Here is a 15,313-nt window from a genome sequence, read left to right as displayed (position 1 = left end):
GCCTGCACACAAGTCGCGCCGCGCGACGCGTCGACGATTTTTCGAGAATGGTGCTTTCACCGGACGGGGCGATCGGGAAGAAGCCCGACGAGCGCCGCGCGAGCCCTTCGCCCGGCGTTTCAGAACGAACGATGAAGGCGACGCCGCGCGACGACGACGACGCGATCGCCCCCGAGCACGTCTTCGGGGACGTGCGCCCCTTCGCGCAATGCCACGCGTCGACCCTGGTACGCCAGGCCTCCGGCCGCTTCCTGGTCGCCTGGTTCGCCGGTACGCGCGAGGGAACCGAAGACGTCGCCATCTGGGGCGCCGAGCGCGCGCCCGATGGCGGCTGGAGCGCGCCCCGCGTCCTCGCGAAGGTGGGCGACGTCGCGCACTGGAATCCGGTGCTCTTCGCGCTCGACGAAGAAGGGCGCGATCTCGTCCTCCACTTCAAGGTCGGCCCACGCATCCGGGAATGGGAGACGTGGTCCCAGCGATCCCGGGATGGCGGAGCGACGTGGTCCGAGCCCGCTCCCCTCGTGCCCGGAGACCGCGGCGGTCGAGGCGCAGTGCGCTGCAAGCCGATCCGACTCGCGTCGGGGGCGTGGCTCGCGGGGGCGAGCCGCGAGCGCTGGCGACGATGGGACGCGTTCTTCGATCGGAGCCCGGACGGCATCCGCGACTGGAAGGCGACGCCCGACGTTGCGATCAACCACCTTCGTTTCGGCGGCAAGGGGCTGATCCAGCCGACGCTCTGGCGATCCGAAGGCGAGCGCGTGCACGCGCTCTTCCGGAGCACCGACGGTTTCGTCCACCGCGCGGACTCGACGGACGAGGGGCGGACCTGGACCCGGCCGCGTGCCCTCGCGATCCCGAACAACAACAGCGGCATCGACGCGGCCCGCCTCCCGGACGGTCGGGTCGTCCTCGCCTGCAATCCGGTCGAAGGGAACTGGGCGGCGCGCACGCCTCTCTCGCTGCTCGTGTCGAGCGATGGCGGCGAGACCTGGCCCGCGCGGATCGACGTCGAGACCGCCCCCGGCGAGTATTCCTACCCGGCTCTGATCGCAACTCCCGAAGGCGTCGCCCTCACCTGGACCTGGAACCGGCGACGGATCGCCTTCGCGTCGTTCGCTTCGAGCGAGCTCCCGGGGGACGAACCCACGTCCTGAGCGCCCCGAGCCTCGATCGAACGAAGTCCCTATTCTCGGCACTCTCCGCGGGTCCGACCTCCCGCCTCTCCGAAACCCCTTTCGTCTCCACGACGACCCCGAGGAGCCCCTCCATGGCCAACGCCTTCAACGCCGACACCACCGCCGAAGAAGCCTCCGCTGGCATCGACCTCTCCGGCCAGACCGTCGTGCTGACGGGCGGCTCCGCAGGCCTCGGCGTCGAAGCCGCGCGTGTCCTCGCCCTCCGCGGCGCGCGCATCGTCTCCGTCGTCCGGGACGAAGCCAAGGGCAAGGCCGCCGCCGAGAGCATCCGCGAGCGCGTCCCCGGCGCCGACATCGAGCTCGCGCTTCTCGACCTCTTCGACCTCGACTCCGTGCGTCGCGGCGCCGACGACATCGCCGCGCGGTTCCCGAAGATCGATCGCCTGATCAACAACGCGGGCGTGATGATGTGCCCGCTCGGGCGGACGAAGGAAGGCCTCGACACGCAGCTCGGTACGAACCATCTGGGGCACTTCGTACTGACCGCGCATCTCATCGAGAACGTGATCGCAGGCAGCCCCGCCCGGATCGTGAACCTCTCGAGCGGCGGCCACCGGATGTCCCCGCTCCGCTTCGACGACCCCTTCTTCGAGCGCGACGCGTACGACAAGTTCAAAGCCTACGGCCAGGCCAAGACGGCCAACGTGCTCTTCAGCGTCGGGCTCGACAAGCGCTACAAGGATCGCGGCGTCCGAAGCTACGCCGTCCATCCCGGCGCGATCCACACCGAGCTCGCGCGCCACATGGACCGCGACGACGTGAAGTCGCTCATGGAGATGCGTCCCCAGAGCGAGCCCATGAAGTTCAAGACGATCGAAGCCGGTGCCGCCACGACGGTCTGGGCCGCCACGAGTCCGGAACTCGCCGACCAGGGCGGGGTCTACTGCGAGGACTGCGGCGTCGCGCCGACCATCGACACCCCCGGCGAGTCCCTGGGCGTCTGTGGCTACGCGCTGGACGAGGAAGCCGCGGATCGACTGTGGCAGCTCAGCGAGGAGTGGTCGGGCGAGAAGTTCCCGGTCTGAGCCCGACGGCTCCCTCGCGCGGGCGAGCCGATCGGGAGGAATTCATGAAACGCCTGCTCGCGACCGCACTCGGCACTTTGCTGCTCCTCTCGTCCGGTGCGGGCGGTTGCGCCTTCGCCGAGCACCGCCGCTACCGCGAGGCCGACGCGGACTACCGGGAATGCCTCGAGGAGAATCCGAGGAGCCCGGAGACGTGCGAGCCGCTCCGCGCGGCCCGGGACAGGGAATACGAGCGCTACGAGCGGACCGCCGAGCGCGCCTGGGGCTGTGAACGAACACCCGAGGGCTGCGACCCGCCGCCCCCGCCGCGCTGATCCGGACGGCCACGAGGAGAAATCGGCATGCACTTCCGGCTCGACTCGCTGCGCATCTTCACACGAGACTGGGAGCGCGCCCTCGCCTTCTACTCGGAGACGCTCGGGATGCCGGTCCAGTAAGCGAACGCCGAGGCGGCCTGGGGCGAGCTCGATACCGGCGCCGCGTGTCTCGCGATCGAAGGCCTGGCCCCCGACGATCCGGAGGCCGACGGACTGATCGGTCGTTTCATCGGCGTTTCGCTCCGGGTCGACGACATCGAGACGACCTTCGAGACCCTCGTCTCCCGCGGCGTCGTCTTCCGCGAGCCCCCGACGAAGCAGCCCTGGGGCGGCACCCTCGCGCACTTCGAAGATCTCGACGGCAACGTGCTGACGCTGGTCGCCGACTAGACATTACCTTCGCCTGCGGGCGCTCGGCGAGTAGACCTTCGCCTGCGGACGCTCGGCGAGCGGCCAGACCCGATCTCGAAGGTCGATCCGACGATGGAGTACCCTCGAAGCCGGAATCGACGGAGGCCTCGAACGTGAAGATCTCGATCACCTACTGCGGACGTTGAAACTATCTCCCCCGGGCCTCCAGTCTGGCGGCCGAGATCGAGCGGGAGACCGGCGTCGTGGCGGAGCTGATCCGCGGCGACGGCGGAATCTTCGACGTGAGCGTCGATGGCGAGTTGGTGTTCTCGAAGCACACTGCGGGTCGCTATCCCGAGACCAGCGAGATCCTCGCGGCGCTGAGGTCGTGAACGCGCGCTCGGACCACGCCCCCTGCCTCGGATCGCGGCACCCCGCGTGAACGGCACGGGGCTGGGATACGCTCGAAGCGTTCGATCGCCGGCCCGTCGCGATGGAACGAGCCAGGAGGTCCCATGCGCCAGCTCGATGCGGACTTGTGGGTGACCGAGACGCCGCTCCGTTTCCTCGGACTCGAGGTCGGGTCACGGATGACGGTCGTACGGCTGCCGAACGGGGACCTGCTCCTCCATTCCCCCATTCGCTACGACGAGACGCTTCGCCGGGAGCTCGACGCGCTCGGTCGCGTCGCGATTCTCGTCGCGCCGAACAAGCTCCACCACCTCTTCCTGGACGACTGGATCGAGGCCTTCCCGGAGGCCACGCTCTTCGTCGCGCCCGGTCTCGAAGCGAAGCGAAAGGACTTGAAGCCGACCGGCGTCCTCGGCGATGCGCCGGAGCCCTCGTGGTCCGACGTGCTGGACCAGGTCGCCCTCGAGGGCTTCTCCTTCGCGAACGAGGTCGTGTTCTTCCATCGGCCGAGCCAGACGCTCCTCCTGACCGACATCGCGTTCAACGTCGGCCCCGAAGGCGCACCGCTCACGCGCCTCTTCTTCAAGATGAACGGCGTCTACGACCGGCTCTCGCCGACGCTCCTCGAGAAGATCCTGATCCGCGATCGTGGCGCCTTCCGCAAGGGGCTCGAGCGGATCCTCGCCTGGCCCTTCGAGCGCGTGATCGTCTGCCACGGCGCGGTCAAGGAGTCCGGAGGACGCGAGGAACTCACCCGGGGCTACGACTGGCTCCTCGGACGTTAGGCCGTCGAGCGGACCCGACGTTGAATCACGATTCACGCTAGGCGGGATCCGAAAATGGGGTAGTGTGGTCCGGCGTCCAGCCATTCGGGAGGAGCCGCCGTGACCGAGTCTCCGGGGCGCTGCCACTGTGGCGCCGTTCGCTTCCGGGTCGAACATCACGCGACGCACCTCGTCCGGTGCAACTGCTCGATGTGCCAGGCGAAGGGGGCGCTCCTGCTCGCCGTCGGCGAGGTCGACCATGTCGAGATCCTCGCGGGTGGGGCCGACCTCTCCTCGTACCGCTTCCACTCGAAGACCGCCGAGCATCTCTTCTGCCGCCACTGCGGCATCCACCCCTTCCATCGACCGCGAATCGACCCGAGCCGTTGGAGTGTCAACGCGCGGTGCCTCGAGGGCGGACTGCCAGACCTTCCGATCGAAGACTTCGACGGGAGGAACTGGGAAGCTGCTGCACGCGAAGAAGGTTGGGAGGGTTGACGACGTGGACACCGACCTCGAATCGATCCTCGACGAAGGCGACCTCGGCGCTCCCTACGACCGTGTCGCCGCGACCTACGACCGGGCCGTTTCCTCCCCGCGCTATCTGCGCCTCGCCTGGGGTGTGACCCGCGAAGACAACACCCGATTCATCGACGACGCCGTCGCCTCCGCGCCGACGGGATGGATCGTCGACGTGGCCGCGGGCACCTGTGTCGATGCCGCCGCCCGCCACGCGCAGGGTGCGCGCCCGACCATCGTGCTGGACCGGTCGCTCGCGATGTTGCGCCGCGCCCGGGAGCGGGTGCTCGCCTTCCGCGACGAGATCCCGTCCGGGCTCGTCTTCCTCCAGGCCGACGCCAACGCCCTCCCCTTCGTCGACGGCGGGGTCTCGACCGTGCTCTGCCAGGGCGCCTATCACGTCTTCCCGGAGACCACGTCGCTCACACGGGAGTGGGCACGGGTGCTGGCCCCGGGCGGCGACGTCTTCGTCTCCAGCCTGGTCCTCGGGCGGTGGTTCGGGGATCGGTATCTCCGGCTCCTATGCCGATCCGGAGAGATCGCTCCGCCCCGAACCGCCACCGAGTTCCGCGAACGGATCGAGCGGGAGCTGGGTCGCGACTTCGAACTCGAAGCCGTCGGCAACTTCGCTTACGCTCGCAGCCGCTGACGCGCGCCGACACCCTGGAGCCCGAGAGGCCCGCCGGGAGAGAACCGATGATCAAGCTCTACACCGCCCAGACCCCCAACGGTCGCAAGGTCTCCATCGCCCTCGAGGAGCTCGGCCTCGACTACGAGGTCGAGTGGGTGAACCTGCAGGAAGAACAGCAGTTCCGGGACGAGTTCCTCGCCATCAATCCGAACCACAAGATTCCCGCAATCGTCGACGATGGTCAGGCGATCTGGGAGAGCGGCGCGATCCTGCTCCACCTCGGCGAGAACTACGATCCGGAGGGCCGGATCCTCCCCAAGGACGAGGTCGAGCGGATGGAGGCGATCCAGTACGCCTTCTTCCAGACGGGCGGCGTGGGCCCGAACCTCGGTCGCCTGGGCGCGGCCCTGCGCAAGGAAGGCGAGAAGAACCAGGAGATGATCGAGATCTTCGGGGGCGAAATGGATCGCCTCTGCGGCGTGATCGATCGCATCCTCGCCGACGGGGAGCGCGAGTACCTGGCCGGCCAGTACACGATCGGCGACATCATGCACTTCCCCTGGCTGCGGATCGCCCAGGGACTCGGCGTGGACTGGATCGCGAACCGGAAGCGACTCGTCGACTGGCTCGACAGGATCGCGGCGCGGCCCGCGGTCGAGCGTGGGATGGCCGTTCCCGAATAGCACCGGGTCGGAACCGGCTTCACCGACGTGGTGTCTTCCGGCGCATGCGAACGCACACGCTATTCGTCCTGGGACTCCTCGCGCTGATCGGTGCGCCCGGGTGTGCGGGATCCAAAGGACTCGCCTCGCCGCCCGCTTCCGCGATGGCCTTCGACGGCGGAGATGCGACCACTCCGGGGAATCGGCGGGCCTCTGCGGAGCCCACCCTGCTGGTCAAGAGCGCTTCGCTGCACCTCGAAGTCGAGTCGGTCGAAGGAACGCGCAACCGGGCCGTCTCGATCGTCGAGAACCTCGGGGGGCGCGTGGACCGCACGTCCGCCTCCGGTGAGGAGCGCGTCGCGATCGGCCTGCGCGTGCCCGTCGACCAGCTCGAGAACGCGCTCGCGTCGCTGGCTGCCCTCGGCGAGGTCGTCTCGCGGAATGTCTCGGTCGACGACGTGAGCGATCAAGTGATCGACCTCGACGCACGGATCGCGAATCTACGTGCTCTCCGCGATCGAATGCGCCGCCTCCTCGACAGGGCGACCGAAATCAAGGACATCCTCGCGATCGAACGGGAGCTGACCCGCGTACAGTCCGAACTCGACTCGCTCACGGGACGAGTCGATCGGCTGCGTGATCATGCGGCGCTCTCTCGAATCTCGCTCACGCTGGAGCTGAAAGAGCCGAAGCGGATTCTCGGACCCGTCGGTTTCGTCGGCTACTGGACCTGGAAAGGGATCGAGAAGCTCTTCGTGATCCGACACGGCCCCGACTAATCGAGGGAACCTTCGTCGGCCTCGAAGAGCGAGCGAAGCGCTACGCGGCCCGCATCCGGTCCGCCGAAGGCTTCGTCGATCGCCTCGAGGCGAAGCTCGAAGGGACCGACGAGCCAGCAGGCTTCCTCGGCGAGCTCGACGAGCGGGGGCCCGCCGTCGAGATTGAGCGGGCAGATGTCCCGCCGCTCGTCGATCTCGCCCTCTTCCGTCTCGAAGAGGACGCGAAGGGGAAGCCCCTGTGAGCGGCACACGGACGGACGGTCGACGTAGATCCGGCACGCCCCCGCTTCGTCGAGGAACGCGCAGCCGCCCTCGGGTCCCGGCGCCCCGTCGCGCAGGAGCTCGGGATGGGCAGCGCGGATCCGTTCCGCCTCGACTGCCCGGACCGTGAGCCCGTCGAGACAGCACGCCGCGCAGCCGCGCCCGCACTGGAGCCGCTCCGCGTGGAGCCGTTCGAGCCGTTCCGCCTCGTGGTCGAGGTCCGCGTGGAGCGCGCGCAGTGCGTCGAGCGGATCGGTCACGGGCGATCCCGGTCGCGCTCGGGACGGTGCCAGGGCGCCACGCCGCGCCGCTCTCGCTCGGCGACGATCATCTCGTAGAGCGCCTTCGCCTCCTCCGGCGTGAAGTCGACGACGTTCGCGCCGATCTCGTCGGCGACGGTCTCCTGTTCGAAGACGAAGCGTCGCCAGACGACCTCCGGATAGCGCTCGAGGGGAAGCGCGTGACCGCCCATCGGCTTCGCGTCCCGGGCGCGAATGTGGAGCGCTCGCCCGCCCACGTCGCGGACGCGATGGCACGTCACACATTGTCGCGCTTCGAGGATCACCTTCCGCCCGGCGATCGGCAGATCGGCGAGCGCGTCCCTCGGATCGCCGTCGACGAGCGCGAACGACGACGTGGTCAGCGCATAGCGCCCGAAGAGCGGGAGCGACTCGGAGCGACTCGGCTCCTCCCCCGGAAAGAAGAGGAAGGCACCGAGCGGCCGCGCCATGTCGACCCGCTCGGGATGGACGTCGACCCACGTGTAGCGACGAACCGTGTGGTAGAGATCCGTGGCCCGGAAGAGATTCCGCTCCCCATCGAGCCCCACGACGACCCGCGCCGAGAGCGCGCGTATCCGGGACATGGGAAAGAAGGCCTTCTCGCCGCGGACATTGGTCAGGACCAGGAAATCGCCCGGCCCGGTCTCTTCCGGCCCCATCGCTTCGAGCAGCTTCACGAGATCGATCGAACGGTAGGTGCCGAATCGCAGGCGGAAGGGCGCACCGGGCGGTGCGGGGAACGGGCGGTTCAACACCTCCGTGAATCGATCGTCGGCGTCGTGGGTCTCGATCAGGTCCGCGAAGCGCGTGTGGAAGTCTTCGGTCGTGAATGGCGGAGGCGGATCGTTCCAGGTCTCGACGATCTGCCAGCGTTCCGGCAGGGCGCCGCTCTTCGAATCGTGGTCGAGGAATTCGAGGAGCTGCGTGGCTCCGCTGCGCGAGACGAGATCCAGGATCGTGGCGGTGTCCCGACCGTCGATCAGGAAGCGTTGTACGGGCCCGCGCCCGACACGCTTCGACTGCTCCATGAACGCCTGCGCTTCCGCGGTCCGTCCGGGTAGGTCGCGGCCGGCGGTGAGGAGCAGGATCGGAGGGCGATCCCGATCGAGCCAGGAGGCGGGCTGGGCTTCCGCCCGGTCACGGAGCGAAGGGAACGCCGCGGCGATCGCGGCTTCTTCCTCGGCGAGACGCTCGGGACGCGGTCCGAGATCGAGGACCCCGGAGAAGGAGACGACGCCGGCGATCGCGTCCGGCGAGACACCCTCGGCCTCGAGATGCCGCGGATCGAGCGCGACCAGCAACGCCGTCTGGGCACCGGACGTATGCCCCACGAGGAAGACCCGCTCCGGGTCGAGGCCCTCTTCGCGCACCCGCGTGAGCAGATGCGCGACGGCTTTCGCGACGTCCCGCGCGGGCCCCGGATGGCGAGCGCGCGACCCGCTTCGATGGCGCACGACGAAGACCGCGTGTCCGCCGCGAATCACGCCCTTGACGAAGCCCGAGAGCAGGAGCCGGTCGGGGATGCGCTCACTCCAACGATGGCTCTGGACGAAGACGACGACGGCGCCGCCGGGCCGGGTCGGCGGGTAGTAGTCGTAGGTCCGGTCGCGATCCGCCGGCGCGTCCGGGTCCTCCGGGGCGTAGTGGACGCCGAGATCCGGCTGCGGCGCGGCGGTCGAGATCGTGGGCGTGGTGAAGCCGCTAGAGAAGAAAAAACCTAACGCTGCGATCGCGATCACATCGACGCGAATCCGACGAACCGTCACGAGTGACTCTCCACGCGTTTCGACGGGCAGATCCGTAGAGATTCCCCGATCCGAAAGGAAACCGTAGAAGTTTCGTGACATTGCTTCGATGGCCGTACTTTAGGATTGATCTTGGACGAAACCGGTTCGACCCTTCGAACGTATCAAAGGGCATGACGACACAAATCCACACCCCTCTGAACGAGAGCATCGCAACCATGAACCCAAACGGACAGCAGCCGCCGGGAGGCGGCATGAACCTGGCCGCCCGCCCCACGCCGGTGGCCGCGGCTGGCCCTTCGGCGCAGGACCGCCTCGACGCTGTGGCACCGCCGGATCGGGCCATGCTCGATGCGATGGTTCACATGAGCCTTCGACTGAGGCTCCGCGGCATCAACCTCGAGGTCACCACCGGCCTCTTCGGCCGTGAGCTCGACCTGCTCGCCCTGCTCACCTCGAGCGGCCCGACGAGCGTGAAGAGTCTGGTCGCCGATCTCGGACTGCCGAGAAGCACGATGACCGCGATCGTCGATCGACTCCAGGATCGCGGGCTCGTCAATCGGCATCCGAACCCGCAGGACCGCCGCTCGGTCGTCCTCGAAGCGACGCCCGCCGCCTTCGAAGCGCTCCAGCGCTACCAGGCCGGCCTGCTCAACGTCGTCGAGCACACGAAGAAGGCGCTCACCACCGAAGAGCAGGCGGAGTTCACCCGGCTTCTCACGAAGATGAGCGACTCGTTCTAGTCTGTTGCCTGCGGGCGCTCGGCAACGGGGTCGTCCGCGCCAACTTCTCAGCTCGACTCGTGGCGTGCGCATCCGCCTACGCGGAGCGCGCGCGAGCCGACGCCGCGGTCGCGGCTCCCTGACTCGTCAGTCGCTGGCGAGGAGGGAGGGGTCGTAGTCTTCCGGGGCTTCGAGGCCCATGAGGTCGAGGACGGTGGCGGCGAGGTTGGCGAGCCCGGGCTTCGCGGTCGTCATCCTGCGCGCGTCGAGCGTGACGGTCTTGCCCGGCGTATGGACGTGGAGCGGAACCGGGTTCAGGGTGTGGCTGGTCTTGACCTTCGCGTTGCCGTCGGCATCCGTGGCGGGCTCGCCGGTCTTCTTGTCGAGCTCGAACATGCAGTCGGCGTTGCCATGATCCGCAGTCACGACCAGCGCGCCACCGAGAGACTCGATCACCGGGAGAAGTCGCGCGATCTGCAGGTCCACCGCTTCGACCGCCTGGATCGCGGCCGCGTGGTGTCCCGTATGACCGACCATGTCGCCGTTCGCGTAGTTGACGCGGGCGTGTCGGTAGCGTCCGGTCCGGAGCTCTTCGATCAGACGGTCCGTGATCTCCGCGGCCTTCATCCACGGTCGTTCCTCGAAAGGAAGGACGTCGGAGGGGATCTCGACGTAGGTCTCGACGGCCTCGTCGAAGGCCCCGCTCCGGTTGCCGTTCCAGAAGTAGGTGACGTGGCCGAACTTCTGCGTTTCGCTGATCGCGAGCTGCGGGAGTCCGGCGCGGGCGATGTACTCGCCCATGGTCCGGTCGATCGCCGGCGGCGCGACCAGATAGCGACTCGGGAGATCGAGATCACCGTCGTACTGCATCATGCCGGCGTAGAGCACGTCCGGTCGCGGGCCGCGGTCGAAGCCGGGGAAGTCGTCGTCCTCGAAGGCCTGGCTGATCTCGATCGCCCGATCGCCGCGGAAGTTGAAGAAGACGACCGCAGCCCCGTCCTCGATCCGACCGACCGGGGCGCCGTCGCCTTCGACGATCACGAACTGCGGGAGCATCTGGTCGCCGATGCCTGCGGACTCCTCGCGGAAGGTCTCGACCGCGGCGCGACAGGTCGCGAACCCCCGTCCTTCTCCTCGGACGTGGGTCTTCCAGCCCCGCTCGACCATCGCCCAATCCGCTTCGTAGCGGTCCATCGTCGTCGTCATGCGGCCACCGCCGCTCGCGATCCGATAGTCGCGCCGCGGCTTGCCGGAGATCGTCTCGAGCAGCTCCTCGAGCGCGTCGACGTAGTCGAGGGCCGACGTCTCGGGCACGTCTCGTCCGTCGAGCAGCACGTGGAGCCGCACGCGCTCGATCTGCTCCTGATCACATCGGCGCAGGAGTGCGAACAGGTGATCGATGTGGCTGTGAACGTTGCCGTCGGAGAGCAGGCCCAGGAAATGAAGGGTCGAGCCGCGCTCGCGGACGTGGTCGGTCATCTCCTGCCAGACCCCGGCCTGATCGCCCTCGAAGAGGCTGCCGTTCTTGATCGCGTTGGCGACCAGCTTGGCGCCCTGATCGAAGACGCGACCGGCCCCGATCGCGTTGTGCCCGACCTCGCTGTTGCCCATGTCGCCGTCGGTCGGCATCCCGACGGCCTTGCCGTGGGCGACCAGCTCACCGGTCGGCGTATTCGACGCGAGCCAGTCCAGGGTCGGGGTCCGCGCGAGCCAGACGGCGTCCGACTCGTCCCGCCGTCCGTGGCCGACCCCATCCATCACGCAGACGACGACCGGCCCGTCCACACCCGCGAACCGGCGGCTCTTCTCGAGCGCCCACTCCCCCATCACATCTCTCCGTCCTGGCTACACGAACCGAAGGTCACCCGGCGGCGGGCGGGCTCTCGCCTCTCGGCCGCGGAACGAGCCGGATGATAGACTCGACCCTCGTTCCGCCCAACGATCCGAGTCCGACCTTGACCCGTCTCGCCCCTCTCCTCCTCGCGATCGCGCTGCTCGCCACCGCCTGTGCGGGAGAACGCGTGCGGCCGGATCCGGCGGACCCGCCGGTGGGCGTGGTCGTCGGGCCCTGGATGCCGAACGAACCGGAGGTCGCTTCGGAGGAGCCGGACGAACCCGTCGAGGACCCCCCGGTCGAAGAGCCCCCGACCGCGGCCGCCGCCGAGACCTCGGAGACGACGCCCCCCGGCGTGGAAGACGAGCCGAGCGAGGGACCGCCTCCGGACGGGGAAGACGAGCCGAGTGAGGGACCGCCTCCGGACGGGGAACCGGAAGAAGAACCAGACGAAGAAGAAGACGAAGACAGAGAAGAACCACCGCAACGAAAGGTCGTCCTCGACACCGAGTACGACGACGCGCGCGTCGGCGACGATCAGACCTCGGTCATCGAGGCGGAGATGGGAATCGTCGACGACGAAGAGCTCCACGCCTACGTGACGAGCATCGCCCTCCGGCTCCTGCGCCACGCCCCGAGTCGCCCCTTCGACTACGAGTTCAAGATCGTCGATCAGAGCGCGCCGAACGCGTTCGCGCTTCCCGGCGGAAAGATCTACGTCTCGCGCGGGCTGCTGGCGCTGGTCACGAGCGAGGACGAGCTCGCCGGCGTGCTGGGCCACGAGATCACCCACGCGGCCGAGCGCCACGCCGCGGCGCGTCTCGAGTACGCCAAGCGCCAGAACCCCTTCACCATGGTCTTCCTGCGCGCGGCGCGGATCGCCGCCTACGGGCGCGATCAGGAGCGCGATGCCGATCGTGGAGGGCAGATCCTCGCGGCCCGGGCGGGCTACGACCCGGCGGCGATCGCCGAGTTCCTGCGCAAACTCGATGCATCGGAGCGCTACGAAGTCGGTTGGTCGCGCCTGCCCTCGTACTACGCGACCCATCCGACCAGCCCCGAGCGCGCGGCGATCGCCCTGGATCGCGCGGGCAACATGGAGTGGACCGCGATCGAGAGCGTCGCGCGCGATGGGTCTGCCGGGTACTACGCGATGGTCGACGGGCTCGTGCTCGGCGACGACCCGGCGGGCGGCCTCTTCGACGAAGAGAACAAGTTCGTCCATCCGGAGCTGCGCTTCTCGCTCCGCTTCCCACCGGGCTGGGACACGCTCAACTCGACGCGCCAGGTCGTCGCCGTCTCGCCGCGACGGGATGCCCAGGCCGAGCTCACGGTCGTGGGCTCCACGGAAGAGCCCCTCGATGCGGTCGTCGACGCGTTCCTCGAGGCGGAGTTCGAGGGCGTCACCGTCCGTGTCCGCGAGCGGCGCGCGCTCAAGATCGGCGACCTCGACGCCATACGGATCGAGGGACGAGCGATCACGCCCGGCGGGCCGCTCTTTGCTCTGATGACCTTCATCGCCTACGAGGACCTGGTGTACCGCCTGCAAGTGCTGTCCTTCGACGCGAGCCGCTATCGCGGGCGTGCGCGGGCCTTCGCTCACAGCTTCCGCGCGCTCGACGAAGAGAGCGCCCGCTCGCTTCGCGTGACACGCCTGCGAATCGCCCGCTCGCTCGAGAACGAGACCCTGGCCGAGCTCTCCGAGCGCACGCGAAACGAGCTCGAAGTCGTCTTCACCGGCGTCCTCAACGGCATCTACGCCTCGACTCCCCTTCCGCGCCGTACGCCGATCAAGATCGGCATCGCCGAGCCCTACCTCCCGCGCGCGTCGCAGGAAGGGGAAACGAGCGAGACCGAGGTCCTGCTCGAGGACGGCAATGCGACCGAAGCGAAGCCGTAGGCGGTGGCCTTCCTGCCCCTCGCCGAATCGACGCGCCGCTAGAGCACGGGGACGTCGCGGTACTGCGTACCGGACTCCTCGGCAGCGGCGAGCGCGATCCGCCGGAGCACCCGCGAGAGGCGCGGGTTCGCGTCGAGGATCCTCCGAAAGCGCCCCTCGCCGAGGACGACGAGCCAGCACTTCCCGCGTGCGATGACGTCGCCGGCCGGGAGCCGCCCTTCGATCAGCGACAGGCCTCCGAAGACGTCGCTCAAGCCGAGGGTCGCGAGCTCCTTGTCGGGCTCGCCCGTACCCGGGCTCGCCGGCCCCACCACGGAGAGCTCTCCCGAGAGCACGACGTAGAGACCGTCCGGTGCCCGTCCCCGCTCGATCACCTTCGCTCCGTCGGCGACCTCGAGGAATCGGAACTGCTTCGCGACCGCGGCACGCTCTGCATGAGCGAACGCCGAGAAGAAGAGGTTCGTGCGGATCTGGCGATCGATCATGCGAGCACGCAGGAAGCGGAGGATGCTCTTCGCCACGCCCGGCGCATCGGCGATCAGCTGACGTACCAGGCGCCGGTCGATGGCCAGGAGCTTCGTGTCGACGAGGGCCTCGATCGTGGCGTTGCGCGGCTGCTTGGTCATCAACCCGATCTCGCCGAAGAAGGAACCCCGCTCGAGGACCGCGAGCTTCCGCCGTCGGTCCCCCTCGGCGATCGGCACGACCGCGCCCTCGACGATCACGTAGAGGCTGTTCGCCGGGTCGCCCTGGCGGAAGAGGATCTGCCCCGGCTCGAGAGACACGGCGCGGACGCGCCGGATCAGGGTGTGGAGACTCGCCGGGTCGAGGTCGCCGAAGAGCGGGATGTTCGCGAGCTCGTTGCGAAGGTTCGCTCCGCGCTCGCCGCGGGTCTCGGCCGTGCCGGCCAGCTCGTCGTCATTCGGGAGACAGATCGCCTGGGCGGCAACGACATCGCGGTTGCTGGGCAGACAGATCGCCTGCGCGGCCGCCACGTCGCGGAGGTCGTCGCTCGACGACCAGCGGTCGAGGTGGAGGTCCGGCGCGCTCTCGTCGACCGCGTCCACGAGATCGATCGGAATCTCGTTCACACCCGGGCCGGAATCGCGCGGCAACGATCGCGCGCCGGGCACGACGTCGGTCAGCACCAGGGAATCGAGGGGCTCGTCGGCGTCCTCCCCCCAGCTCGCGGGGACGCTCGTCGGACCGAGAGCCGGCCTGGCGGCAGGCACGGCCATCACCGGCTCGGCCCTCGGCAGGGCGGGCCCAGCCGGACCGGACTCGAGCGGCGGGCCTTCGAGGTAGAGCAGGTCGAGCGTCTCGAGGGTGCGGGAATCTTCGGGCGCGAGCTCGAGGATGGACTGGCAGCTCGCGATCGCGTCGAGGATGACCCCCTGATCGATCTGGAGCTCGAGTGCGCGCCGGAGCGCCTCGAGCTCTCCTCGAGGGTCCGCCTTCGCGCGGAGCAGGCGGGCACGCTTCTGCGGCCAGCAGGCCTTCGTCGGCTCCTCCCGTTCGAGGAGCACGAGCGCGTCGAGGGCGCCCTCGAGTCGCTTCTCACGCAGGTGCTCGGCGAATCGCGCTTTCAGTTGCTCGACGGAGGCCATGAACGGTCCTCGCCACGGCCGCTTCACGCGAGGCGTTCGCGCGACGCACCGGGGCAGAGGACTCCATCGGCGAGAATCGCGAGGTGACCGGTGATGCAAGTCACACGGCGTGCCTCTCCCGAAGAGCACGCGGTCGCCGAGGCGCGCTCACCCCTCCGAATCCGTCTCGGTCGGAGGGGGAGCGCGCACGATCTGTCTGCTCTCGACCCCTTCCCAGGTCCGCTCGGGCCAGCTCGTGCTAGATCAACTTCGGCGCCACGTCTTCAGTAGCGGGTCAGTCGGGAGCGCAGATCGCGATCAACGTGAGC

Annotated in this window: 16 protein-coding genes; 12 read left to right on the top strand and 4 right to left on the bottom strand. The window is 68.7% G+C overall.

Annotation, left to right across the window (positions count from 1 at the left end; translation table 11 throughout):
- The first annotated feature begins 47 nt into the window (after positions 1 to 47).
- The 10 genes from NXI30_17520 (at position 48) to NXI30_17475 (ending at position 6,655) form a co-directional block, all read left to right on the top strand.
- Positions 48 to 1,154, top strand: coding sequence for an exo-alpha-sialidase (locus NXI30_17520; GenBank protein ID MCR9096026.1), 1,107 nt, complete (start codon positions 48 to 50; stop codon positions 1,152 to 1,154).
- 113 nt (positions 1,155 to 1,267) lie between these two features.
- Complete coding sequence (locus NXI30_17515; protein ID MCR9096025.1) at positions 1,268 to 2,221, top strand: SDR family NAD(P)-dependent oxidoreductase; 954 nt, start codon at positions 1,268 to 1,270, stop codon at positions 2,219 to 2,221.
- Between the two features lie 44 nt (positions 2,222 to 2,265).
- Positions 2,266 to 2,535 (top strand): hypothetical protein, encoded by a 270-nt coding sequence (locus NXI30_17510; GenBank protein MCR9096024.1) that lies wholly within the window; start codon positions 2,266 to 2,268, stop codon positions 2,533 to 2,535.
- 27 nt (positions 2,536 to 2,562) lie between these two features.
- The gene (locus NXI30_17505; protein ID MCR9096023.1) at positions 2,563 to 2,658 is read left to right on the top strand and encodes a VOC family protein; all 96 of its coding nucleotides are present in this window, start codon (positions 2,563 to 2,565) and stop codon (positions 2,656 to 2,658) included.
- 404 nt (positions 2,659 to 3,062) lie between these two features.
- A complete protein-coding gene (locus NXI30_17500) occupies positions 3,063 to 3,281 on the top strand; it encodes an Rdx family protein (protein MCR9096022.1) in 219 nt (72 codons plus the stop codon).
- 123 nt (positions 3,282 to 3,404) lie between these two features.
- A complete protein-coding gene (locus tag NXI30_17495) occupies positions 3,405 to 4,085 on the top strand; it encodes a DUF4336 domain-containing protein (protein MCR9096021.1) in 681 nt (226 codons plus the stop codon).
- A 99-nt stretch (positions 4,086 to 4,184) separates the two neighbouring features.
- Positions 4,185 to 4,562, top strand: a complete 378-nt coding sequence (locus NXI30_17490) for a GFA family protein (protein MCR9096020.1) — start codon at positions 4,185 to 4,187, stop codon at positions 4,560 to 4,562.
- A gap of 4 nt (positions 4,563 to 4,566) precedes the next feature.
- The gene (locus tag NXI30_17485) at positions 4,567 to 5,232 is read left to right on the top strand and encodes a methyltransferase domain-containing protein (protein MCR9096019.1); all 666 of its coding nucleotides are present in this window, start codon (positions 4,567 to 4,569) and stop codon (positions 5,230 to 5,232) included.
- A gap of 47 nt (positions 5,233 to 5,279) precedes the next feature.
- Complete coding sequence (locus NXI30_17480) at positions 5,280 to 5,897, top strand: glutathione S-transferase family protein (protein MCR9096018.1); 618 nt, start codon at positions 5,280 to 5,282, stop codon at positions 5,895 to 5,897.
- 44 nt (positions 5,898 to 5,941) lie between these two features.
- On the top strand, positions 5,942 to 6,655 hold the full coding sequence (locus tag NXI30_17475; protein MCR9096017.1) for a DUF4349 domain-containing protein: 714 nt from the start codon (positions 5,942 to 5,944) through the stop codon (positions 6,653 to 6,655).
- Here NXI30_17475 and NXI30_17470 read toward each other — a convergent pair.
- Both NXI30_17470 and NXI30_17465 read right to left on the bottom strand, forming a co-directional pair.
- Positions 6,652 to 7,176 carry a YkgJ family cysteine cluster protein gene (locus tag NXI30_17470; protein MCR9096016.1) on the bottom strand — a complete coding sequence of 175 codons (525 nt, stop codon included), beginning with the start codon at positions 7,174 to 7,176 and terminating at the stop codon, positions 6,652 to 6,654. The two genes, NXI30_17475 and NXI30_17470, sit on opposite strands and share 4 nt — an antisense overlap.
- The gene (locus NXI30_17465) at positions 7,173 to 8,963 is read right to left on the bottom strand and encodes an alpha/beta hydrolase (GenBank protein ID MCR9096015.1); all 1,791 of its coding nucleotides are present in this window, start codon (positions 8,961 to 8,963) and stop codon (positions 7,173 to 7,175) included. Before NXI30_17465 ends, NXI30_17470 begins: the two co-directional genes overlap by 4 nt.
- 152 nt (positions 8,964 to 9,115) lie before the next feature.
- Between NXI30_17465 and NXI30_17460 the strand changes: the two genes are divergently transcribed.
- A complete protein-coding gene (locus NXI30_17460; GenBank protein ID MCR9096014.1) occupies positions 9,116 to 9,685 on the top strand; it encodes a MarR family winged helix-turn-helix transcriptional regulator in 570 nt (189 codons plus the stop codon).
- 126 nt (positions 9,686 to 9,811) lie between these two features.
- Here NXI30_17460 and gpmI read toward each other — a convergent pair whose 3' ends face one another.
- Entirely contained in the window at positions 9,812 to 11,491 is a 1,680-nt protein-coding gene (gene gpmI, locus NXI30_17455) for a 2,3-bisphosphoglycerate-independent phosphoglycerate mutase (GenBank protein MCR9096013.1), read from the bottom strand.
- 83 nt (positions 11,492 to 11,574) lie between these two features.
- Between gpmI and NXI30_17450 the strand changes: the two genes are divergently transcribed.
- Positions 11,575 to 13,398 carry a M48 family metalloprotease gene (locus tag NXI30_17450; GenBank protein MCR9096012.1) on the top strand — a complete coding sequence of 608 codons (1,824 nt, stop codon included), beginning with the start codon at positions 11,575 to 11,577 and terminating at the stop codon, positions 13,396 to 13,398.
- Between the two features lie 38 nt (positions 13,399 to 13,436).
- Here the strand turns inward: NXI30_17450 and NXI30_17445 are convergent, their stop codons facing one another.
- A complete protein-coding gene (locus NXI30_17445; GenBank protein ID MCR9096011.1) occupies positions 13,437 to 15,005 on the bottom strand; it encodes a cyclic nucleotide-binding domain-containing protein in 1,569 nt (522 codons plus the stop codon).
- Between the last annotated feature and the right edge of the window lie 308 nt (positions 15,006 to 15,313).

This window comes from bacterium, assembly GCA_024742285.1.
In the GTDB taxonomy this organism is placed as follows: Bacteria; Myxococcota_A; UBA9160; order UBA9160; family UBA4427; genus UBA4427.
This window is presented reverse-complemented; position numbering and strand designations above follow the sequence as displayed.

Bases quoted from the DNA above. Each gene is read 5' to 3' on its own strand.
- NXI30_17445 (MCR9096011.1), bottom strand. From the start codon at position 15,005: ATGGCCTCCGTCGAGCAACTGAAAGCGCGATTCGCCGAGCACCTGCGT.
- gpmI (MCR9096013.1), bottom strand. From the start codon at position 11,491: ATGGGGGAGTGGGCGCTCGAGAAGAGCCGCCGGTTCGCGGGTGTGGAC.
- NXI30_17460 (MCR9096014.1), top strand. From the start codon at position 9,116: ATGACGACACAAATCCACACCCCTCTGAACGAGAGCATCGCAACCATG.
- NXI30_17475 (MCR9096017.1), top strand. From the start codon at position 5,942: ATGCGAACGCACACGCTATTCGTCCTGGGACTCCTCGCGCTGATCGGT.
- NXI30_17450 (MCR9096012.1), top strand. From the start codon at position 11,575: ATGATAGACTCGACCCTCGTTCCGCCCAACGATCCGAGTCCGACCTTG.
- NXI30_17510 (MCR9096024.1), top strand. From the start codon at position 2,266: ATGAAACGCCTGCTCGCGACCGCACTCGGCACTTTGCTGCTCCTCTCG.
- NXI30_17520 (MCR9096026.1), top strand. From the start codon at position 48: ATGGTGCTTTCACCGGACGGGGCGATCGGGAAGAAGCCCGACGAGCGC.
- NXI30_17480 (MCR9096018.1), top strand. From the start codon at position 5,280: ATGATCAAGCTCTACACCGCCCAGACCCCCAACGGTCGCAAGGTCTCC.
- NXI30_17505 (MCR9096023.1), top strand. From the start codon at position 2,563: ATGCACTTCCGGCTCGACTCGCTGCGCATCTTCACACGAGACTGGGAG.
- NXI30_17515 (MCR9096025.1), top strand. From the start codon at position 1,268: ATGGCCAACGCCTTCAACGCCGACACCACCGCCGAAGAAGCCTCCGCT.
- NXI30_17495 (MCR9096021.1), top strand. From the start codon at position 3,405: ATGCGCCAGCTCGATGCGGACTTGTGGGTGACCGAGACGCCGCTCCGT.